This is a genomic window from Klebsiella sp. JN_Kp127 (assembly GCF_040062505.1).
Classification (GTDB): domain Bacteria; phylum Pseudomonadota; class Gammaproteobacteria; order Enterobacterales; family Enterobacteriaceae; genus Klebsiella; species Klebsiella quasipneumoniae.
Genome location: NZ_JBEAHS010000048.1, coordinates 1 through 23,008, shown reverse-complemented (window position 1 = coordinate 23,008; position 23,008 = coordinate 1). Strand labels below are relative to the sequence as shown.

Annotated in this window: 19 protein-coding genes; 4 read left to right on the top strand and 15 right to left on the bottom strand. The window is 50.8% G+C overall.

What is annotated here, in order from left to right:
• Positions 1-40: 40 nt before the first annotated feature.
• The 10 genes from ABLV04_RS18300 to ABLV04_RS18255 all read right to left on the bottom strand — a co-directional run bounded on the left by ABLV04_RS18300 (position 41) and on the right by ABLV04_RS18255 (position 10,605).
• Positions 41-1,036: a 2-hydroxyacid dehydrogenase gene (locus ABLV04_RS18300; RefSeq protein WP_044521147.1), complete on the bottom strand. Its 996-nt coding sequence runs from the start codon at positions 1,034-1,036 to the stop codon at positions 41-43.
• A 16-nt stretch (positions 1,037-1,052) separates the two neighbouring features.
• Positions 1,053-1,814, bottom strand: coding sequence for an SDR family oxidoreductase (locus ABLV04_RS18295; protein WP_023288524.1), 762 nt, complete (start codon positions 1,812-1,814; stop codon positions 1,053-1,055).
• Between the two features lie 11 nt (positions 1,815-1,825).
• On the bottom strand, positions 1,826-3,364 hold the full coding sequence (locus tag ABLV04_RS18290; protein ID WP_048296783.1) for an FGGY-family carbohydrate kinase: 1,539 nt from the start codon (positions 3,362-3,364) through the stop codon (positions 1,826-1,828).
• A 20-nt stretch (positions 3,365-3,384) separates the two neighbouring features.
• Complete coding sequence (locus ABLV04_RS18285; protein WP_135719234.1) at positions 3,385-3,936, bottom strand: glycerol-3-phosphate responsive antiterminator; 552 nt, start codon at positions 3,934-3,936, stop codon at positions 3,385-3,387.
• Between the two features lie 14 nt (positions 3,937-3,950).
• Positions 3,951-4,742, bottom strand: coding sequence for a phospho-2-dehydro-3-deoxyheptonate aldolase (locus ABLV04_RS18280; protein ID WP_002889868.1), 792 nt, complete (start codon positions 4,740-4,742; stop codon positions 3,951-3,953).
• Between the two features lie 517 nt (positions 4,743-5,259).
• The gene (locus tag ABLV04_RS18275; RefSeq protein ID WP_023288528.1) at positions 5,260-5,511 is read right to left on the bottom strand and encodes a zinc ribbon domain-containing protein; all 252 of its coding nucleotides are present in this window, start codon (positions 5,509-5,511) and stop codon (positions 5,260-5,262) included.
• 177 nt (positions 5,512-5,688) lie between these two features.
• Entirely contained in the window at positions 5,689-7,086 is a 1,398-nt protein-coding gene (lpdA, locus tag ABLV04_RS18270) for a dihydrolipoyl dehydrogenase (RefSeq protein WP_180266405.1), read from the bottom strand.
• Positions 7,076-8,611, bottom strand: a complete 1,536-nt coding sequence (locus tag ABLV04_RS18265) for a 2-oxo acid dehydrogenase subunit E2 (RefSeq protein ID WP_117135882.1) — start codon at positions 8,609-8,611, stop codon at positions 7,076-7,078. The genes lpdA and ABLV04_RS18265 overlap by 11 nt, the downstream gene beginning before the upstream one ends.
• Before the next feature lie 3 nt (positions 8,612-8,614).
• Complete coding sequence (locus tag ABLV04_RS18260) at positions 8,615-9,634, bottom strand: alpha-ketoacid dehydrogenase subunit beta (protein WP_023288531.1); 1,020 nt, start codon at positions 9,632-9,634, stop codon at positions 8,615-8,617.
• Between the two features lie 11 nt (positions 9,635-9,645).
• The gene (locus ABLV04_RS18255) at positions 9,646-10,605 is read right to left on the bottom strand and encodes a thiamine pyrophosphate-dependent dehydrogenase E1 component subunit alpha (protein ID WP_002889884.1); all 960 of its coding nucleotides are present in this window, start codon (positions 10,603-10,605) and stop codon (positions 9,646-9,648) included.
• A gap of 254 nt (positions 10,606-10,859) precedes the next feature.
• On the opposite strand from ABLV04_RS18255, the gene ABLV04_RS18250 reads away from it, so the two are divergent.
• Positions 10,860-13,625: a LuxR C-terminal-related transcriptional regulator gene (locus ABLV04_RS18250; RefSeq protein WP_306811344.1), complete on the top strand. Its 2,766-nt coding sequence runs from the start codon at positions 10,860-10,862 to the stop codon at positions 13,623-13,625.
• A gap of 488 nt (positions 13,626-14,113) precedes the next feature.
• Positions 14,114-15,154, top strand: a complete 1,041-nt coding sequence (locus tag ABLV04_RS18245) for a DUF4365 domain-containing protein (protein ID WP_105490904.1) — start codon at positions 14,114-14,116, stop codon at positions 15,152-15,154.
• A 316-nt stretch (positions 15,155-15,470) separates the two neighbouring features.
• On the opposite strand, the gene arsC is transcribed toward ABLV04_RS18245, so the two are convergent.
• Genes arsC through arsR form a run of 5 tightly spaced genes read right to left on the bottom strand, consistent with a single transcriptional unit; the run spans position 15,471 to position 19,772 of the window.
• Complete coding sequence (arsC, locus tag ABLV04_RS18240; RefSeq protein ID WP_048296790.1) at positions 15,471-15,896, bottom strand: glutaredoxin-dependent arsenate reductase; 426 nt, start codon at positions 15,894-15,896, stop codon at positions 15,471-15,473.
• A 12-nt stretch (positions 15,897-15,908) separates the two neighbouring features.
• A complete protein-coding gene (gene arsB, locus ABLV04_RS18235) occupies positions 15,909-17,198 on the bottom strand; it encodes an arsenite efflux transporter membrane subunit ArsB (RefSeq protein WP_048296791.1) in 1,290 nt (429 codons plus the stop codon).
• A 47-nt stretch (positions 17,199-17,245) separates the two neighbouring features.
• Complete coding sequence (gene arsA, locus ABLV04_RS18230) at positions 17,246-18,997, bottom strand: arsenite efflux transporter ATPase subunit ArsA (protein WP_048296792.1); 1,752 nt, start codon at positions 18,995-18,997, stop codon at positions 17,246-17,248.
• Positions 18,998-19,014: 17 nt separating this feature from the next.
• On the bottom strand, positions 19,015-19,377 hold the full coding sequence (gene arsD, locus ABLV04_RS18225) for an arsenite efflux transporter metallochaperone ArsD (RefSeq protein WP_000855179.1): 363 nt from the start codon (positions 19,375-19,377) through the stop codon (positions 19,015-19,017).
• Between the two features lie 47 nt (positions 19,378-19,424).
• Complete coding sequence (gene arsR / locus ABLV04_RS18220) at positions 19,425-19,772, bottom strand: As(III)-sensing metalloregulatory transcriptional repressor ArsR (protein WP_004129393.1); 348 nt, start codon at positions 19,770-19,772, stop codon at positions 19,425-19,427.
• Between the two features lie 346 nt (positions 19,773-20,118).
• On the opposite strand from arsR, the gene ABLV04_RS18215 reads away from it, so the two are divergent.
• Both ABLV04_RS18215 and ABLV04_RS18210 read left to right on the top strand, forming a co-directional pair.
• Positions 20,119-21,204 carry a nucleoid-associated protein gene (locus tag ABLV04_RS18215; protein ID WP_048298632.1) on the top strand — a complete coding sequence of 362 codons (1,086 nt, stop codon included), beginning with the start codon at positions 20,119-20,121 and terminating at the stop codon, positions 21,202-21,204.
• 2 nt (positions 21,205-21,206) lie between these two features.
• The gene (locus ABLV04_RS18210; protein ID WP_048296793.1) at positions 21,207-22,493 is read left to right on the top strand and encodes a hypothetical protein; all 1,287 of its coding nucleotides are present in this window, start codon (positions 21,207-21,209) and stop codon (positions 22,491-22,493) included.
• Positions 22,494-23,008: the final 515 nt, after the last annotated feature.

Sequence of the window (23,008 nt, the reverse complement as noted above, 5' to 3'; positions counted from 1 at the left end):
CATTGGGCCCTGTTAATACCTTTAATGGTTCTTTTAGTATTTAACTGAGTTTCTTTAAAAGGATCTCAGCGAAGCGTTTGGGCGAATTACTGAATGCGTCAATGGTACTCCCGGCAATATGGGGCGTAATGGTCACGTTATTCAGGGTATAGAATGCACTGTCGTCAGGAAGCGGTTCGTCATCAAAGGTATCAAGCGCGGCGCCCATGATTTGCCCGGATCTGAGCGCATCAATCATCTCTTTTTCATTGATTAACCCGGAGCGTGCCGTGTTAACAATGATGGCACTGCGCTTCATCAGCGCGAAATGGTGTGCGTTAATCAGATTTTCGGTTTCCGGCGTCAGGCGAGCATGTAACGAGATAACGTCGGCGCGTTGTACCAGTTCGTCCAGTGAATCGACTTTCTCATAACGTTCATGGCCTGCAACGTACTTATCGTAAAAGATAATCTCCGTGCCAAAGCCGCTGAGAAATCCCGCGACCAGTTGGGCAATATGGCCGAGGCCAACCAGCCCCACGACTTTTCCGCCAAGCTCCGGGATCGCCTGATGGTTCGGGCTGTCTTTACGCCAGTATTTATCACGCAGGGCATCGTGTGACCGGGCGATATTGCGCATTTCCGCCAGGATCATGCCGACCGTGAATTCAGCGACGCTGCGAGCGTTACGCCCCGGGGTGTTCATCACCTCAACGCCCCGGGCGTTCGCCACCTCAAGATTCACGTTTTCCACGCCACCGCGGAGTACGCCTACATATTTCAGCGTGGGTAGTTTATCGAACACCGCAGTATTGACGGGGGCAAACTGAGTGATCAGGATGTCAATATCACCCGCTCCCTGAAGCAGATCTTCCGGTAAGGCCACGGCTTCCGCGCCTTCCTGTTCAACCCGCAGATTATCTTCCTGAAGTTTCTCAATGGAGTCATGTGACCACTCGCGTACTTCGACTTCAATCCCGTTATCCCTGAGCGCTTTCAGTCCTGATTCCATCATTGCTGCATTGATAAACAGATCGGCAATTGCCAGACATTTCATAATGATTCTCCCTCGATTAACGCATCAACATACCGCCGGTAACGTCCAGAGTTGCTCCCGTCATATAGCTGGTTTTAGGAGAAACCATGAAGACACCGATGTCGGCAATTTCCTGAGGCTGGGCCACGCGGCCCACCGGAATACGACTGACGTAATAGTCAGGGTTTTGCTCAATGTTCTTACGGATCATCGCAGTATCCATGATCCCGACGGCGATATTGTTCACATTGATTTTTTGTTTGGCGACTTCCCGCGCCAGAGAGATAGCAAAGGCGACCAGACCGGCCTTACTTGCCGCGTAGTGCGCATGTCCCGTCGTGGAGCCGTGGAACGCGGCCTGCGAGGTAATATTCAGAATGCTGCCCATCCGGTCATGCTGCAGGCAGTGATTTACAAATAGCTGGCTGAGATGGAAGATGGCTTTCAGATTGACATTCATCACCAGATCCCAGTCCTGCGGGCTGATCTCGGTGACGTAGCCGCTCAGCCAGATCCCGGCGTTATTCACCAGAATGTCGGCTTTGCCCAGTCTGTCGATACAGGTGGCAAACAGATTTTCCCGGCTCTGTTCGTCAGAGAGATCGGTTTTAACCGCGATGATCTCTACGTTCGCGCTGGCCTTCACCGTTTCGATCAGCCGTTCGGGATGCTCTTCTTCCCGCATATAGGTAAAGCAGATATTGACGCCTTCTTTGGCGAGAGAAAGAACAAACTCTTTCCCCAGGCCGGTTGCGCCGCCTGTCACGATGGCCGTACGATTCGTTAAATTCAGATCCATTTTTTCCTCACTTAGTGCGCAATGTAGTTGCTGCAGCTTTTCCACGGCGACTGCATTTCTGATAACAGGTTTTTATAAAGCTGGTATTTGGTCTGGTAGACCCGGTGATTTTCCGGATTAGGGGAGACGGTGCGTGAGACATGGACCATTTCGTTTGAGGCAGCAAATACCTCTGCAAACCAGCCCACCATGACGGCTGCGGTCATCGCGGTACCCAGGGTCCCGTGCTCTTTGACGTCAACGATTTCCAGCGTGGCCTGGAAGATATCGGCGAATATCTGTAGCCAGACCGGGGAGTTCGTGACACCGCCGGCAATACGAATTGTGCGGCTTAACTTCGGGTTAATATTGCGCAAGCGCTCGGTGTGGTAGAGATGGCTAAAGGCCACGCCCTCATAAATCGCCCGCAGAAAATGGGCTTTTTTATGAAAGCTGTTTACACCGATAAAGCCGGCCGAGGCGTCGGGAATGGTGTTAGAGCCAAACACGAACGGAAAGAACAGCAGGTGGCTTTCATCCGGCGTCGTTGACGAAACCAGCTTATTGCACAGGTCATAGACCGACGATCCTTGTTCGGCGGAGGTTTTCCGATCGCTCTCCATAAAGTTGTTAATAAACCACTCCAGGTTGCTCGCGGAGGTGGGGCTGGCCTCGGTGATGAGCCATTTACCCTCAATGGGATAAATGGAGGTCATAAACAGGTCTTTATCAATAACCGGGTGGTCGGTAACGTATTCGTTTATGCTCCAGGTGCCGGTGACGATCGCCATCTTATCGAGACTGTTGATCCCCGAGGCAATGGAAGAGGCCGAGATATCAAACACCCCGCCAGAAACCGGCGTACCTGCGCATAAACCGGTCAGACGGGCGACATCGTCAGTGATTTTTCCGCAGCATTCCGTTGAGCGTTTGATGGGGGGCAATTTATCCCGCAGTTCATCAAGTCCCCACCATGCCAGCAGTTCATCGTCATACTTGCAGTCACGTACGTTGATCAGGTTGGTGCCTGAGATATCGGTCAGCTCAAGAAAAGCCTCTCCTGTCAGGTAAAAACGGATCAGGTCCTTGACCATAAAAATATAACGCGCTTTTTGCAGCGTCTCGGGCTCGAAGTCCTTCAGCCATGCCAGCAAGGCGACAGGTTGTCCGGCCCAGATGGACTGCATTGTTTTTGGCAAAATGTCGGTAAGGAATTCTGGCGAGCGTTGCCATCTCTCAACGTACTCTTTTGCCCGGCTGTCGGTGGATATAATGCCGTTACGCACCGGGTGACCTTCTTCGTCAACCAGATACAGACCGTTACCATGACCGGTGACGGCCACTCCTTTTATCTGGCTGGCATCAATACCTGATTGCTCAATCGCTTTTTTAATCACTTCGACATTCGCGGCCCACAGCTCATCGATACTGCGCTCTGTGTGGAATTCCCGGGGTGTCAGCATCTGCGTGGATTTTGAGGCGATCGCGAGAACCTGTCCTTTACGGTCATAGATGGCTGCCTTGGTGACGGTTCCACCATTGTCGATGCCCATGACGTATTCATCTTTCATTCGCGTGGACTCCTTATTGGTTACCATAAGCCGGGCTCGCTGGTGGTTATCCCTTTAAATCCGGCATGGAATATTTTATCTACAAGGTATTTGCGCTTAACAAAGCCTCCGGCGATGAATACCACATCAAAGCCTTTCAAATTTCGGCTAATCAACTCCAGACACTGGCAGGCATATTCAGCAGGTAAGATTTCAATTGCGTCCGGTGGACTGTGTTTAACAATATCGAGCGACTGATCAAGCGATCGCGAATCGATAAGTAAAACCCGATATATGGTCAGCAATCCCTCTTTTTTGGCGTAGCGTAGCGCGGAGAGATTGGAAGAAATAACACCATCAACCTTATAATAATTTTTCAGTAGATTGATCCCCGCCTGATCCGGTTTAAAACCACCCAGTAATTCAAGATGAACGAGGACCTTCTTACCGCTTTGATGGCATTTGCCAATTAGCGACTGCAGATTGCCGATATTCGCTTCGGATAGCAGCACATATTCTGACTGGCAGGATAATGCTTTCTCAAAGTATTTATACTTCCTGATGGAAGGGATGATGGTGTTATTTGAAATCATATTAATTTCCGATGTTATTTAGCCATGTAGAGGCTGTATGCATCTTCCGCTGTTGCGTTTTCATGGATGATGGCATTCAGACCTGCTACCACTTTCGCCGGCTGCGGATCCTGGGTAATGTTTCGTCCCACAGCCACGCCTTTCGCACCCATCTGCATACAGTGCTGAACAAATTTGAAGTAACCATCGATGCCGGTTTTTGGCCCCCCTAAGGCAAGCACCGGCACGCCAGCAGCTTCAACGATCAGTCGGTCCTCTGGTGAACCGGTAAAACGCGTTTTGATGACGTCCGCGCCCAGCTCCACCGCTGCGCGGGCCGATGCAGCGATGATCGCCGGGTTGTTAGAGTCATCGCTGGTGACGGGATAACCATACGGGAGCGATTCGACAATCAGCGGTACGTTCCAGCGATCCGCTGCCTGCGCGAGTTGCATCGCCATAATGTGGGTTTTTTCTTCATTGAAGGCGCCGGGGAAGGTCATGCAGACCACTCCCTCGGCAGCGACTTTAAGCGCATCTTCGACGGAAAAAACGGGGGTAGTATCGGGAACGGTATTGTCAAAGATACTGACCGTGCTGTCGACGCGTAACACAACGGGAACGCTGTTCAGCGCTTCACGATAATTCTTCAACATGCCGTACGTGACGAGCGCGCAATCCAGGCCGTGTTCCACCAGAGCAGGGAGCTGATTTATCGTATTATCAATACCATTTGTTTTCGTGGAAAAATAGTAGCCATCCAGCGCTAAGGTCACGGATTTACCATCTTTTGCGAATATTCTTGAGAGACGACGTTCTTTAGACATTTATTTACTCCTGCGATAAAAAACAAAAAAAAAGCCCTCAGAGACTCGCGTCTCTGAGGGCTTTCTGTTCACATACCCTTTTGATAATGGTTCAGGAATCCAAAGCATTATCAATGCAATTTTTTAGCAAAGTGAGAAAGGTTTAACTTTTGTTTAAATTAAATCTGTTCTCTTGTGTGATTAAATAACTAACACACGCGATAACTTACTGTCCAGTTGGTGTCGTTGAAATGAGAGATTCATCACATCAATATGTTGTATGACGTGAAAAGTGCCGGGTTAAATACAGAAACCGAACCCTTAAAAAACCATGCAATAACGCATCCTGACAAGAGGGAGAACGCCAGGCGTTTATTTCATCCGCATGAAGAACCCATCCATGCATGCTCCTGCCTGCAGGTCGCCATCCACAAACGCGCATTTATTCCCGTCCGGATGGCGTTCAAAAACGTTATAGCATCGTTGTCGGCATGGCGGTCTGTCCCCCGGAATGATTTCTTCCCGCCGCCCGGGCAAATTACTCGTCCGCTTTGTGCGCCCAGGCAGGCATCGCCGTCAGGTAACGTTTTGCCCGTTTCCGTGATTCCGCTACGCCCACCTTTTGCCAGGAGTCGAGAAAAGCCGCCAGACCGGATACGGCCTCTTCCCAGGATTTCAGATTACCGTCGCTGTCGCTGCAATACGCGCAATATTTATCGCTGGCCCCTTGCGCATCGGGTGCAGACATCGGCATTCCGCAGGCCTGGCAAAACCGTTCGTGCTGTGTCATAGAGCGCTCCTCCTGTCGTTGAGTTGTCTACTAAACATACAGAATTTACGCCTGGCGTTTAGCGTTTCAGATCAATAGATCCTGCCGTAACCGTTCTGGTGGATCTTCTGCCGGGGCGTGCGGGAGGGATAACGGACAACTTACTCCGTATCGCGCAGCTATCGCCTCCCTTATTTCTTATTGATGCAATGGTTGATCGCAGGCCGCGAGGATGGATTCATGCATCGCTTCGGAAAGTGTTGGATGCGCGAAGATCATCGACAGGAGACTTTCATCTGTGGCCTCCAGGTGACGGGCGATGCCAAACCCCTGGATCAGTTCCGTGACCTGTGCGCCAACCATATGCGCGCCCAGCAACTCGCCGGTTTCAGCATCGAAAATCGTCTTCACAAAACCCTCTGTCTCGCCGCTGGCCAGCGCCTTACCATTATTCTGCCAGGAGAACTTACCGATCCTGACGGGCCGTCCCCTGGCCAGGGCCGTCGATTCCGTCAGGCCCAGACTGGCAACCTGGGGCCGGGCATACGTGCAACCGGGCACATAGTCGCGATCAAGCGGGCGGGCGCCTTCGACACCAGCCAGTGTCTCAACGCAGATCACGCCTTCGTGGCTGGCCTTGTGCGCCAGGCACGGCGGGCCGGCTACATCGCCGATGGCATAAAGCCCGAATACGTTAGTGCGACAAGCGGTGTCCGTCTTGATAAAACCGCGGTCTAACTCGACGCCCAGCGTTTCCAGCCCCAGATCTTCAATATTCGGCTGTACGCCGACCGCCAGCAGCACACGTTCGACGTCCTGAGAATATTCGGCGCCGGTGTTTTTCATGGTGCAGCGCACCCCGGTCCCGGTGAGCTGTACTTGCGTCACCAGGGTCTGGGTATGGACCTGAATACCGCGTTTTTCGAATGACTTACGCACTGCTGCAGACACCTCGGCATCTTCCACTGGCAAAATCTGCGACGCCAGCTCGACCAGCGTCACTTTACAGCCCAGATCGTTATAAAGGCTGGCGAACTCGACGCCAATCGCCCCTGAACCGATGATTAATAGCGACCTGGGCAATAGCTTAGGCCGCAGCGCTTCGAAATAGGTCCAGATATATTCGCCATCTGGCGCGATGCCTGGTAATGCGCGTGGTCGGGCGCCCGTGGCCAGGATCACGTGATCGGCCCGGTAATCGCGCATCTCCCCTCGGGCATCCTCGACCGTTATTTGCCCCTTGCCGCGCAGCCGCGCGGTGCCATCAATGACCTGCACGCCATTTTTCTTCAACAGGTACGCCACCCCGCCGGTGAGCTGTTGCGATACGGTACGGCTAAACTGCACCAGTTTCTGCAGATCGACGTTCACCTCACCCACGCTGATGCCCAGCTGACTGGCATGGGTGATACTGTGCGCGACCTCAGCGCCATGCAACAGCGCCTTGGTTGGAATGCATCCCCAGTTCAGGCAGATGCCGCCCAGATGTTGTTTTTCCACTAATGCGGTACGAAGCCCTAGCTGGCCGGCACGGATGGCGGCCACATATCCCCCAGGACCACCGCCGATGATCAGCACATCGTATTTATCGTGCATAGCTCGTCTCCTGGATAAACATCAAGGTTGGGGTTTCAGCCAGTCGCCTGAGTTCCCGGAGAAAAGCCGCACCTGCCGCGCCATCGATAACCCGGTGATCGCAGGATAGCGATACCGTCATTTGCTGGCGCGCGACGATTTGCCCGTCGCGTACTACCGCCCGCATTTCGCCGGCGCCAATGGCGAGGATTGCGCTTTGCGGTGGATTGATGATGGCGTCAAACTGCCGGACGCCAAGCATCCCCAGATTTGACACGCTAAAGGTCCCCCCCTGGAACTCTTCCGGCTTCAGCGTGCCCGCTTTGGCCCTGGTCACCAGCGAGTGAATTTCGTTCGATATGTCGCTAATTGATTTCCGGTTCGCCGAGCGAACAATAGGGGTAATTAGCCCGGCAGGCAGCGCAACGGCCACTGAAATGTCGGCATCCGCAAAGCGGCGGATACTTTGTGTCGCTTCATCAAACTGAATGTTGACGTCAGGCACGGCCACCAGCGCCAGGGCGCAGGCCTTCACCAGCAGGTCATTAACCGAAATCTTGACGCCGGGTACTTCGCGGTTAATTTCCTGACGTAGCGCTAACAGTCGTTCCAGATCGAGATCGACGCTCAAACGGAAATGGGGAGACTGTTGCTTGGACGTTTGCAGGCGAGAGGCGATAGCCCGCCGCATACCGGACATGGGGATGCTTTCATAGGGTACCGGGGTACTCTCCTGTACCGGGCTGGTCTGCGGGTGCTCGTCGAGTAACAACGCCGCGGCCAGCACATCATCGCGACTCACCCGGCCGCGTGAACCGCTGCTTCGGCAGTCATGCAAGTTGATACCCAGCTTGCCGGCCAGACGGCGCGCCAGCGGGGTGGCCGATACCTGGCTGTCATCGGCATGCGAGCGGGGCGCTTTGCTGCGACGAACGGGGGGCGTCGGGGAGGCCAGGCGACCGCCGGCGGCAACGATCGCGCTTTCCAGATCAGAAACAGAGATACGATCCCCGCGCCCGCTGCCGCGGACTTTTTTCAGGTCGACACCCCAGCGGGCAGAGAGTCGTAACGCATGGGGCGTGGCATTAACCTGAGTCACATCGGTCACGCCTTGCAGACTGACGGGGATGTCGGTCTGCCCAACGGGGGGCTCGGGGCTGTTGGATGGCGGCGAAACAACGGAAGGTGGCTTAGCGCCTGCCTGTGCCGCTACGTCCGGCGCGGCAGCCTCCGTGCCAGGGGCTGCGGATTTCGCCGTAGCCAGAGTGGCAGCGAATTCGTCCAGGTCAGCATCGCTGACCGAAGCGTCAGCCGCCAGGGCCAGCACGGCGCCTACCTGAAGCGTCTCACCCTCTCGGGCGAGTATCCGACGTAACGTACCGGCAAAGGGGGCCTCCAGCACATTGACGATTTTACTGGTTTCAATCTCACAGATTTCCTGCCCTGGGGTGAAGCTGTCACCCTCCTGGATTGCCCACCGAGCGAGCAAGCCTTCTTCCATGGAAAGCCCCCACTTTGGCATTTCAAGCGTCTTGATTTCGCTCATAGGTTAATCCTCCAGCACTTGACGGACGGCGGCTTCGATACGTTCTACGCCAGGGATCCAGAGTTTTTCGAGAGCAGGGGAGAACGGGACCGGCGTGTGTGGCGGCGTCACCAGCAGAACGGGCGCTTTGAGGAAATGGAATGCCTGCGACGCGATCAGCGCCGCGACATCATGAGCAAAACCGAAGCGTGCCGCGGATTCGTCGACAATCACTACCCGCCCCGTGGACGCCACCGATTCCAGAATCCCTTCCTCATCCAGCGGCGAAATGGTCCGCGGGTCGACCACCTCGACCGAGATCCCCTCTCTGGCCAGTTTGTCCGCCACCTGATTGGCTTTATGCACCATTGCCGACAACGCAATGATGGTGACGTCTTCTCCTTCGCGGGTATAGTTGGCTACACCTAGCGGGAGGGTATAGCTCTCGTCCGGTACCTCGCCCTTGAGGTCGTACAGCATTTTATGCTCGCAGAAAACCACCGGGTCGTCGTCGCGAATTGACTGGATTAACAGACCTTTGACGTCATAAGGCGTCGAGGGCACCACCACCTTCAGCCCTGGCGTGGTGGCAAAGATATTATAGGGTGACTGTGAATGCTGGGCCGCGGCGGAAAACCCCGCGCCGATCATCCCTCGCATCACCAGCGGGGCTCTGGCTTTGCCACCAAACATGTAGCGGAACTTAGCCGCCTGGTTGTACAGCGCATCGTGACTCACGCCAAAAAAATCCATGAACATCAATTCCGCGACCGGCCGCAGACCCGTCGCTGCGGCGCCGGCCGCCATTCCGATGATGGCCGACTCGGTAATGGGCGTGTCGATCACCCGATCGGAGCCGAACTGCGTCCACAGCCCTTTAGTGACGCCGAGCACACCGCCAAAGGCTTCTATCTTCGCCTCTTCGGGCGCATTTCCGCCATGACCGCCACGCAAATCTTCACCGATGAGCACCACGCGTTCATCGCGTTCCATTTCCTGAGCCAGGGCTTCCTTGACCGCTTCACGATAGGTTTTAATCGCCATAGTTATCACCCTCAGTATGAGACATAAACGTCTGTCAGCAGGTCTTCCGGAGCCGGATAGGCAGCGGCGCGGGCCTTCAATACCGCATCGTTGACAAGGGCTTCTACTTCCTCGTCAATCGCCGCCAGTTCTTCCTGGGTGATATGCTGTTTGACCTTAGCGGTGAAAATCTTCAGCGGATCATGTTGTTCACGCAGGCGTTGCACTTCACCTTCCGCGCGGTATAGCGCGGGATCCCCCTCAAAATGACCGTGCCAGCGGAAGGCTTTGGCCTCAATGACGCTTGGGCCACCGCCTTCTCGCGCACGTTTGACCGCCTCTGAAGTGGCCTCATAAACGGCAAAGAAATCGGTGCCATCAACGGTCACTGCCGGCAGGCCGAAGCCAGCGGCGCGTCGGGCGATATCACGCCCACCCACGGCGTAGTCATGACCGGTCCCTTCGCCGTAACCGTTGTTCTCGAAAATAAAGACCGCTGGGAGCTGGAGCACGACGGCCATATTGATGGCTTCAAAGACCAGGCCCTGATTAGAACCCCCATCGCCCGTAAAAGAGACACCGACGTTGCCAGTTTTTAGCGTCTTTGCCGTTAGCGCGGCGCCGATGGCCAGGGGAGGGGCTCCCCCAACGATAGCGTTCGCTCCCAGCATTCCTTTCGACAGATCGGCAATGTGCATCGACCCACCCTTACCGCGACATAACCCGCTGTCCTTACCGAATATTTCGGCCATCATGCCGTGAATGTCGCACCCTTTAGCAATACAGTGGCCATGTCCACGGTGTGTTGAACCAATAAAATCTGCGCTCGTTAAATTTTCGCAGACCCCCACCGCGATGGCCTCCTCACCGGTGTAAAGGTGAATGAAGCCGGGAATATCACCGCTGGTATTTTCCTGATGCAACCGCTCTTCAAAGGTCCTGATCTCCCGCATCTTGCGGTAAGCCTGCAATAACGCCTGTTTGCTGAGCATGATTTAATTCTCCTCAATAAAGGTCACCCAGGCGGGGCCAACAGACAGGGCGGATAACCCTGGCCACACCCATGCAATGAATCTACGAGCGGTTAAAGGGAGTGCGAAGCCACCTTCATGGGGGGGTAGGTGGGGGTTTTCATGCTTGAGGTCAAACTTTCTAAATTTTGTGTAGCTATAAAGTTTGGCGGCCCCATGTCATCCCGGGGGCTGGCGTACAATTGAAAAAAAACAAAGCGAGTAGATAACCACGGATGAAGCCATCGGATTTTGAAAGTCGCCAATCACCATCACTGGTCTCCGGGCCATTGCGGCTGACGCGAGGCTTGCCGCTAATCCTGACCAAATTCGTCCCGCCTCGCTCCTCGATACAATTGCTGGAGCGCCCCCGGCTTCTTCAGCTTCTCAATCCCGTTCAGCAGTGCCGGCTGGGCGTCGTTTGCGCCGGCGCTGGATTTGGCAAAACCACGCTGTTGGCGCAATGGCATCAGCAGATGGTCGCCCAGGGGGAACGTATCGCCTGGCTGAGCCTCGATGAGGATGATGATGACGTATGGCAGTTTATTCCTTACCTGCTGCAAGCATTGCGTCCACTCTATGCTGACTGGGACGCCGATTTCTGGCGTGATATGGAAGAACAGAAGCTCTCCAGCTCCGAGCAGCTGCTGGCCGGGCTCATTAACCAGCTACACTACTGCCCGCATGACATATACCTGATTATCGACGACTTCCACGTGATTAACGATCGTGGGGTCTATGAAGCGCTGGGGTATTTACTCAAGCATGCGCCTGCCGCCTTGCATCTGATCATTGGCAGCCGTTTCCACCCCAATCTTGCGCTGAGCCAGCTGCAGGCCCAGGACCAACTGGTGGAAATCTATGATCGAGACCTGCAATTCACGCTCGAAGAAACGAAACACTATTTTAGCCGCACGGTTGCGCTACCCCTCAGCAACCACCATGCACAGCGGCTGCAGTCCGTGACTGAGGGCTGGATCGCAGGGATGAAGATCGCTTCATTGTCCGCAGAATTACAGCATGATCCCGAGCATCTGTTGCGCAATATGCATGGAGGAACACGGTCCATTGCCCGCTATCTTAAAGAGGTGGTCCTGGACCCGCTGCCGGAAGAGGTGCTTGATTTCCTGGTGAAAACGTCCTTCCTCAGTCGGTTAAATGCCGAACTATGCAATGCAGTGACAGGACGAGATGACAGTCAAGCAATGCTGGCATGGATTGAGCGACACAACCTTTTTTTGTCAGCCCTTGACGAACAAGGCTACTGGTTCCGCTACCATCCTCTGTTGCAGGAAAATCTTCGGACCATGCTGCAGCAGAACAACGCTATTAACCGCAAACAGCTACATGAATTAGCCAGTCATTGGTTCGTCGAACAGAAGCTGTGGTCTGAGGCGGTACGCCATGCGCTCAGCGCAGGCAAGCCGGTGCATAGCCCCGGGCAGGACGGCGCAAGCGCTCAGTCACTGGCGGAAGAAGGGGATATCGATACCCTGATCTCATGGATGCATCATTTACCGCCCAGCACCGATCCTGCGCGCATTGACCTGCAAATTAATCTGGCCTGGGCACTGGCGCATTATTTCCACTTTGATGAGTCGAGGCAGCTGCTTGATAACCTCGATCAGATGGTGCTTCATCACCGTGATGATTTAACCCGCAGCACCTGGTGTAAATTGCGCGTTGTGCGGGCAATTTGCGAAGCCTTTGCTGAAAACATCCCGGAGAGTCTGGCTATTGTTCAGCCGTTGCTGGCCGAAGTGCCCTGCGGCGACACCTGGGTTGATGGTCTGATATGCAATATTCTCAGCTATTGCCATGTTGTTAACCAGCGCTATCACGACGCGCTGGAGGTTCAACAGCATATGCCCTCTCCGGAAAGTCCTTTAGATAATCTGTTTGTCTCGGTTTATCGCGCGTTTATCATTGCCCAGTGTCATCTTTGTCAGGGCGATCTGGGAAAAGCCGGGTGGTACGCAGAGAAAACGTTGCGCCAGGCTGAATGTTATACCGGCACCCAGTCGACCAGTGGCGCGACGCTGGCGCCGCTGCTGGCGGAGATAGCCTATGAATGTCAGAGGGGTGACTCGCCCGAGCATCTGTTAGCCGACCGGCTCGAATTCATCGACCGATTCAGTCCACCCGACGCGCTGAGTCGTTGCTATACCTATCTCGCGCGTCAGGCCTTAGATAGCGATATGCCCTATGAGGCCGAGCGATTGCTGGAGCATGCGCAGCGCCTTGCGGTGTCTCGCGGCTGGCAACGGCTCCAGGCCATGTTGTTAGCCGAGCAGGTGAGGGTGCGCCTGCAGCGCGGCAATTTCACCGGCGCAGAGCAACTGCAACGGCAGCTTGAACAAATGGCCGCCAGCTTCAGAATGGATGCCGAACATCCCTGCCAACGCGCCATCGTTATGTCTGCATCCCTTAGCCGCAGCCGGCTTCTTCTCGCCAGAGGCCAGGCGCCGCAAGCCTGCATTTTACTGGCTGAGATGGTCTCCGATCAGGAAAGCCGGGGGGACAGGTTAACCGCAGCGCGTCTGCGTACGCTCTGGTCATTAGCCTTGTGGAACAGCGGCAAAACTGCCGCTGCGCGCATGACATTTCAGCCAGTGCTGCAGCTGGCTGAACAACAGCATCTCAAGGGCCTCTTTCTTGACGCTGGCGATACCTTGCAACCTTTGCTTGCCGGTATGAATGAATCCTCTTCGGCTTGTACAGAGGAAGGGATAGTCCATGAACCCTGGGCAGACAAGCGCGCGCCTGCAGACAGAACACCGCTAAATAGTGGAAGCCCCGATATTCATGGGGAACTCAGCGAGCGAGAATTTCAGATATTACAGCTGATCGCTGAAGGTCAGATGAACAAAGAAATCGCCCGCTCCCTCGCTATTTCTGCCGAGACGGTCAAATGGCACATCAAAAACATCTACGCGAAGCTTAAAGTGAATAGCCGCACTCAAGCGATGAGTCGAGCGCTGGAGATGAAATTACTGGATTAACGGATTGAACAGGGGGGGCTGGATAGAAAATCTTATTAAGACGAGCCACTTTCTTAACGGGGCTATGAGCTATGGATAATCCCGGCATTTCTGAGACTATGGGGCTTCTCGCTCTGAACAGTGACGGTAGTTTTGATGCCCTGGCTCAGCGATAAGAACATGGAATTTAAGTGCATCGGCCTCCGAGGAAAGTAACCCTGGTGTAAACCCAGGGTCAGAAAGACGAAGATCTCTGATTTAGCACTGCACTGAATTTGGGCCAGGGTCATGAGGAGTCAGATCCTCGTTCACAGTGGACCTAAAGCTCGGTTAGCTCGTCCGCTTTGAGCGAACAACGGACATTGCTAACAGCATTCTGTGTGAGTCAACGGGAAGCAGGTCACATCCTGTAAGCCTCGCCATACGCCTACACTTCGAAAGTGAATGTCAGCATATTGAGGCGTCATGTGATAGATTGCTTTTTTGATCGCGTAAATAGGAAACAATAAGTGACCTCTGAGTCAAACCGAATTTCCGCCGCAAGCATCGCCTATATCAATGCAGTTTGTCGTGCTTGGGGGTGGTCATGGCAAGAGATAGGACAGGCCGATGATGACGGTTTTGATGGGCTAGTGTACCTGCGAAGCAAAAGGATCAATGAAGACCGTCCAAATGATCGCCGATCATGGAAACATGAATTTACTGGGGGGCTAATCCAAGTCCAGGTTAAGAGTGGGGCAAGCTACGTGGTCGATACGGGTGAAGACTATCTCGAAATTAAAATTTCAAATCTTGAGGTAAAGCGAGATCTTTGGAACAAGTCACCGCTGCCTGTTGCGCTGGTTTATGTAAAGGAAGCATCTCCGGGAAAACTTGTAAGCCAAGCTTGGTGGGCCGATCTAAAGCGAGCTGACTCCTATACTAAACAGGGCACTGTGATCGTCCAGCTAAAAAATAGATTCCAATCGGGCCTGGAGTGCATTCGACCATTTTCACGACTTGCTACCGGTCAGCATCGAGCGCTGGGGCTCGTGGAAATTGATATGACGCAGCAGAGTAGTTTACCTACACGTATTAATTCGTTTTCTAAACCAACCAAGTTTGCAGCCTGGGAATTTTATAAATTGTGGAAGGCCAAAGGTGCCACGCATCCCACACTTGGTAATGTCATAGTGAATAGAACGGGTTGGTCACACATTACGCGTGTAAAACGACCACTTGCACGAATCTTTGCAAGCTTTGAGTTGTTACCTACCGCCGCACGTATTATTGAGACAGTCGATACATGGCACAGGCTTCGAAGAGGTCTAAAGACTCGAAAGTTTCCTGATGGCTCATGGGCGGAATACGACTATCTGGGGGTCTCTGCGTTAGTAAAGTGGCCTGCGCGGGAAGCATCTGAGGTAGTCGTGATACTTAAGCGTGAGACTACCCTAAGTGAAGATCATATAGCCAAAGGCTCTAGCGCAAAGAGCGGTATTAGAGTTAAAGAAATAAAAACTTGGTTCTATTCCGTGTACGAACCCGGTAGGCGTAAGGGAAAAATTTGATCGGTGCGTCACTCTCAGACTGATCCAGACGTACTAGGAAACCCAATACCGGCAGGCTAGGTTAGAGTTAGCCACTCTCTCTTGTGTGCACACCGATCAGCGAGCAAGGTACCATAATCACGAGTTAGAGGTCTATACCCAGTAGAGCAGGCAGCGCTATAAGTTCACAGCAGACATAGCATTCGCTGAACTGAAAATCTTGAATGTCTGCTCTTGGCACAAAGCGGACCGACTGAAGCGTTGCGAAGTCTGCTATGAGCGAAAGGTGGACGCCCGCATAGCGTTAACAGGCGTCCGATATTTTAAAGTGGGCAGATTACTTAACACGCTTCCCCGTTTCGCCAATGACTTTCTCACCATCCTCTTTGTTAAATGCTCCTTTCTGACGTTCCGGAATGATATCCAGAACCAACTCCGAAGGACGGCAAAGTTTAGTTCCCAGTGGCGTCACTACAATCGGACGGTTAATCAGAATCGGATGTTGCAGCATAAAATCGATTAACTGGTCGTCAGTAAATTTATCTTCTGCAAGACCCAGTGACTCAAACGGTTCGACGTTCTTACGCAACAAAGCACGGACGGAAATGCCCATATCTGCAATGAGTTTGACCAGCTCATCTCGTGAGGGTGGAGTCTCAAGGTAAAGAATAACGGTCGGCTCATTACCGCTGTTGCGGATCATCTCCAGCGTATTACGCGACGTGCCGCAGGCCGGGTTGTGATAGATGGTAATGTTGCTCATATCAGTATCTCATTACAAAGTGAAAGAGAGACGTAGCGCCAGCGCTGCCAGCGTTACAAACAGCACAGGCAGAGTCATGACGATCCCGGTGCGGAAATAGTATCCCCAGGTGATGGTCATATTCTTCTGTGAAAGGACATGCAACCAGAGCAGCGTTGCCAGGCTACCAATAGGTGTAATTTTAGGTCCCAGATCGCAGCCAATCACGTTGGCGTAGATCATCGCCTTTTTAATAACGCCAGTTGCAGTACTGCCATCAATAGAGAGAGCGCCAACCAGCACGGTAGGCATGTTGTTCATGATGGAAGACAGGAAAGCCGTCAGGAAGCCAGTACCCAGCGTCGCGGCCCAGAGTCCTTTATCCGCCAGTACGTTCAGCACACCTGAAAGGTATTCGGTTAGCCCGGCGTTGCGCAGACCGTAGACCACCAGGTACATCCCCAATGAGAAGATGACGATCTGCCAGGGTGCCCCACGCAGTACTTTACCGGTGTTAATGGCATGACCTCGTTTCGCCACGGTAAACAGTATTACCGCCCCAACTGCCGCAATTGCGCTAACGGGAATCCCGAAAGGCTCGAGGACGAAAAAACCTACCAGCAGAAGAATCAAAACAATCCAGCCGGTGCGGAACGTAGCCGGATCTTTTACTGCTTTTTCAGGTGCCTTCAGGAGAGCCAGATGGTAAGTCGGCGGGATATCTTTGCGGAAGAACAGATGCAGCATAACCAGCGTGGCGATAATAGCAGCAATATCCACCGGCACCATTACCGACGCATACTCAGTGAAGCCCAGTCCAAAGAAGTCCGCCGAGACTATATTCACCAGGTTCGACACGATAAGCGGCAGGCTGGCAGTATCGGCAATAAAACCGGCAGCCATGACGAATGCCAGCGTGGTGCCTTTGCTGAACCCTAATGCCAGCAGCATGGCGATGACTATCGGCGTCAGAATAAGTGCCGCACCATCGTTGGCAAACAGTGCCGCCACCGCCGCACCGAGCAGAACGATATACGTAAAGAGCAAACGTCCACGACCGTTACCCCAGCGGGAAACGTGCAGCGCTGCCCATTCGAAAAAACCGGACTCATCAAGCAGCAGGCTGATAATAATTACGGCAATAAAGGTCGCCGTCGCGTTCCAGACGATATTCCACACCACCGGAATATCGCCCACATGCACAACGCCTGATATCAGAGCCAGTCCCGCGCCCAGCATTGCACTCCAGCCGATCCCTAATCCCTTCGGTTGCCAGATAACCAAAACAATGGTCAGGACAAAAATAGCGCCTGCCAGTAACATAAAACCTCCTGACAGGGCGACTTTGCCGCCCTGTATATGCCAAAAAATTAACTCATCAACTCTCTGAGCTTTTCAATACCGGCGGGCTCTGACGCCAGCACCGGAACAAGCGCTATACGATCAGCGTGCTGATTCTTAACAGCCTCAATCTGAGGCCGTTCCTGCTGGGCGCGCTGGCAAAGCAACGGAGAATGCGTATCCGCAATGGAAAGGCTGTTATTGATAATCCAGCCCCACGGATGAATCCCCGCTCTTTCAAGGTCAGCCTGCAGGTTTGCCGCTTCCAGAACCGGTGTGGTTTCAGGAAGCGTAACAAGCAGAACTTTGGTTCTATCCGGATCCTGAAGCTGCATCATTGGGGTAGTAAAATGACCTTTACTCCCCATTTTTTTGGCAATCTCTCGGTGGTAAGCCCCGGTCGCATCCAGCAGCAACAGCGTGTGTCCGGTAGGGGCGGTATCCATGACAACAAACCGTTTACCCGCTTCACGAATCACCCTGGAAAAGGCCTGAAACACGGCAATTTCTTCAGTACAGGGAGAGCGCAAATCCTCTTCCAGTAGCCGTTTCCCTGCTTCGTCCAGATCTCTTCCCTTCGTCTCAAGAACATGCTGGCGATAGCGTTCGGTTTCATCGTGAGGGTTGATGCGGCTGACCTGAAGGTTTTTGAGGCTGCCGTTCAGCGTTGTACTTAGGTGCGCAGCAGGATCAGAGGTCGTGAGATGCACGTCAAATCCCATGTCTGCCAGCCTTACGGCGATGGCAGCAGCCATTGTGGTTTTCCCTACGCCACCTTTGCCCATCAGCATAATCAGGCCGTGTTCACTGCGAGCGATATCATTGACCAGGCCAGAGAGCGATAAGTTTTCAGGCGTGTACTGGATGTTCGTTACCGGGAGCGGTAATGCCTCAGAACCGGTATCCAGCAGTCCCTTCAATGCTGAAACACCAACCATATTGACTGGCTGTAGTAATAGGGTATCTGTCGGTAGCCCAGATAAACCGGCAGGAAGATTTGCCAGTGCCTCCTGCTCACGTTGCCATATCGCAGCGGCCAGGGCGTCATGTTCAGCTTCGGCTTTAGGCAGCACACCATTGATCACCAGGTATTGGTTTTTCAGGCCAATTGCGGCGAGTTCTTCATGGGTGCGGGCGACTTCCTGCAGCGTAGATTTTTGCAGTCGCGCAACCAGAACCAGGCGGGTACGTTCAGGATCGGATAACGCCTCTACCGTATGAGAATACTGCTCACGCTGCTTTTCCAGCCCGGCCATTGGGCCAAGACAGGAAGCACCATCTGGATTACTTTCAATGAAGCTACTCCAGGCACCGGGAAGCTGGAGAAGGCGAATCGTGTGGCCCGTCGGCGCTGTATCAAAAATGATGTGATCGAAGCGGGTCAGCAGGGAAGCGTCTGTCAATAAGCTGGTGAACTCATCAAACGCCGCAATCTCAGTGGTACAGGCTCCTGAAAGCTGCTCGCTGATACTGTTAACAACGTCATCAGGCAAAAGACCTTTGATAGGATCAACGATTCTGGAGCGGTATTGTTTGGCTGCTTCCTGCGGGTCGATTTCCAGAGCGGAAAGTCCATGAACTGCTGCCACAGGGCGAATGGTGTTACCGATAGCCTGATCGAATACCTGGCCGACATTGGAGGCTGGATCGGTACTGACCAGCAAAACCCGCTTACTCTGTTCAGCAAGGCGGATTGCCGTCGCGCAGGAAATAGAAGTTTTTCCTACACCTCCCTTACCGGTAAAAAACAGGTAAGGCGGGATATTCTGTAAGAATTTCATATGTCCTCCTGACATACTCAGCAACAGGAAGTATTACCACCACAGCAACTGGTGGGAGCTAACCCTACCTTCTCCAGCGGAATACCGAACCAGCGAGCCAGCTCAGCACGTTTTGGGTATCGCCCTGCCATCACAGTTTCACCGTCCAACAGCAGTAGCGGAAGCCCTTCTGCTCCAGATGCTTCGAGGAATGCTTTCGCTTTCTCATTCTGAACAAAGCTCATGGGCTGCTGCGCCAGGTTGTAACGTTCAACCTGTACGCCACGTCCTTTCAGCCACTGCACATCAGCAGAAAAATCAACCAGAACCTGATCGACATCTGAGCCACATACGCCGGTACTGCAGCACATTGCCGGGTCAAACACCGTTAACGTCTTCATTCTGAATACCTCATATTCGTAAAAACATATATGTTCAGGCAAATTTTTTAGATGCAAACAGCCTTACCGCTACCAGAGCAGTTTGCCGATGCCAGCTTACGGGCGATGGCCTGTACGTCGTCCTGTTGGCTTAACCAGGCCTGCTCAATCACCTGAGCGGCCCAGGAAGGAATATGCGGAGACAGGCGGTAGTGGACCCACTTGCCCTGTTTGCGATCCAGCAATAGTCCACTTTCCCGGAGCATTGCCAGATGACGGGAGATCTTGGGCTGCGACTGCTCCAGCGCTGTACAGAGATCGCACACGCACAGCTCTCCCATCTCTCTGAGCAGCAGCACGATGCCTAGACGGGTTTCATCGGAGAGGTTTTTGAAGAGTTGTAGGGAAGTAAACATCTTATTCGCTCCATCATGCCTGCCGTGAGCATACTCCAAATTAGGATTATATAAATTAATACATGCGTTTTATCATATGCATGATATCTAAGTGCCTAGTTTCATGCAACTGTACAGATTTAGTTACGTTACTTAACGAAGCTTTTGAAACCATGTATAAAAAATCAAACTTCTCCCCTAAAAACTGTCGTTTTGTTCATATATGCAAGAAAAAAACCTTTTTACGCTTAATCGTAAACATTACACTATCTGAAACAGGCAACCTTCGGAGCTGAAAGAGATTTTTTCAGCTTTTTTATGAGGTTAGGTTGATCACTATAGTGATATATTGATGATAGGTATAAAAATGGCATTTCAGTTAAGGCATTGTGTTATACACGAACTAGTAAAAGAAAGTGGAAAACAGCGCGTTGAGGCTATTATTAAGCAGGTTCTGCCTACAGATGACAAATATGTGCAGGAATTAGTAAAATCTCTGAATGACTTAATTGGAAAAAAAGAAAACCAAGCAGCAAGAGGTACTTTTGACATTGAGGATCCTACTTACAGGGTACCTAATGCTTTCCAAGACTATTACAGCGGTAAGGCAGAGCCTGATTCATTTCATACATTTTCAACTGTGTGTATGAACGAGCTTACTCGGCAAGCAAAAGACCCTTCGAGAGTTGCCGCATCCGGTGGAGCAATAGTATTTGCTCATTACACAAGTGGCACCTCAAACTTCATGCTTATTACAATGGTTAAGCAAAAGGAAGCTTTACGGCTAGATGAAAATTTAAAGCCCGTCGGGATCGTTCAAATAGACATGGCCAAGATACATCAGGCTGCAAGGGTAAATTTTGATAGATATTATCAATATGAAACATTACCGGAAGAAGAAAAACCTACATATCTCGCTTTCGTCAGTCCTAAAATAAATCAAGATGCTTCGGGGTATTTTGTAGCAGCCTTAGGATGTACAGATAGTGTTCCCTCTGCTAAAGCCACTGATGGCGCACTTAATGGGGTTAAACAATACTTCGAAGCGAATAAAGAATTAACTGCGTATAAAAATCAAGCATATGATGCTGTACTCAATTATTTAACATTAAAAGAAGATGGTAAATTAGCATCTCTTACCGAAATCGACCATGCAGTTAGAAGTACAGTTCCTGCAGATAAGTATGAACATATAGATAACTTTATAACCTATCTTAATAGTGAGGAAATTGGACTACCGTTAGAGTTTTCTATTAACAGAGCTGTGCTCGGTAGACGTGCGAAAGTAAAAGCTAAGTCAAATGGGTGGGAGTTAAACTTTGAAAGACGATTTTTTGGTACAGCTCCAGGATCAGTAATCCAGTATAATCGTGCAGATAAAAAACTGATAATATCGAAGCTAGACGAAAATATCATACAAAAATTAGAAGCTGTTCTTAAAGAGAGAGGGTAATTATGTCCGCTCAACAATTTGAAAAATTAGTCAATTTATATCGTGGGCTCGGTAGACCTGCCATGACTGATTCTCAATTTGTTTTCAAGGGAAAACTTAGCGATAACCTTACGCAGCTAAAAGAGCTATGGGATGAACATAATCCAATGCTCTCAGATTTTGAAATATTATTTAGTGATTCAAATGCCGGGACTTATTTCGGTGATATCTTCCCCATCAATATTGATCATGATACAGATGTAACACTGAAGGTCTCTTTACCGGGTGGGGATTTTCAATTTGTAGATTCACTTGATGTCTTTTTATCATTTGATAACAAATTAAACATGGGGTTAGATGTCGAGAATGTATATCTTGTTCAAGAAGATTATATTTTTGGAGAAAATACTGACAACCTAACAATTAAAAATACATTAATACTTTCTCATTTTATAAATGAACTCAGCAAATTAGCAAACTATATTGATCGAATTGATGACAATGGCCGCCTTAAGATTGTATTTATTGATACCGGAAGTTCTAAAAAAACACCTCCAATTGTACTTGAGCCAAAGATATCGATAGATAATGCTTCTTACCCTGCCGTAGATTTATCAGTCTTTAATAATATCAATAATCATGAAAATGATAATGCTCATGTTCAAGAAAAACAATCAATGTTTAGAGTTTCAGTAATCGAAGTGCTACGAGAAGTAGATGGGGAGGAAGACAATTTTAATAAATTAATTAAACATTGGGAACTCCTGAAAGAGACATATTACGGTAATTTTGAATGCTATTTGACGAACTTTTCATTTCTGAAACAAAAAAAAGAAGCTGCCGAAAATTACATGTCAGTATCAAGTAAAATATCAAATACTCTATCCTCTATTTCAGGCAAACTTTTCGGCCTTCCCATTTCCATAGGTGTTGCTCTTGCTATATTAAAATCATCAGAAAAATTTGAAAGTATTCTCACATTAATTGGTGTCGCAATCACATCACTGTTAATATTATTTAGCATTCAAGATCAGAGAAAGGTCCTTTATTCTATAAGGGCGTCCATAGATGCTTTGTTTAGCCATACAAAATCGGCTAAATCTGGTGAACTGTCAGAACTTATAGCCTCCCATAAAAGAGATCTTTTTTCTCAGGCTGATAAACTTAACTCAGTTATGGTTATCTTTTTAATTTTATCAGTCACACCATTCATCCTCTCATTATTAGTTTATTTATCGAAATTTGAACCAGCCATTGTTATTAAATTCGATGAGTATATATCAATATTCATGAAGCAATTACTATCTTAATTTTAAAAAAAGCCCACTTAAAAATAAAATTTAGCTAGCTAACAATGGCAATGGCAATGGCAATGGCAATGGCAATGGCAATGGCAATGAATATGACAGCATGACATTATTAACTTAACGCTATGATTATAAAGAATATTTAACAAAAACCTTCATGCAATTGAATACAGAATTGCCCATACCCCATAACTAGTTTTGCAACGTAAATGCATCTTACAAACATAGCCAGTCCGATATTCCAATCAGGTTATTAGGAGAATGCAACCGAAGTAGTAACTCCCCTATGTAAAATATCATCTCAACCGGAACTTGAATATGGCGGTCATTGCTTGCTTAGTCTGCTTTGAGCGAGAAGTGGATTAAGTATGGCACAAATACCGATTTATGGGTGTTTATCACAAACGTGATATATAGTTTCCTGTGATTAACTCAATGCCTTGACACACAAAATGGTATCCGTTTGATTCATTGATTCATTGATTCATTGATTCATTGATTCATTGATTCATTGATTC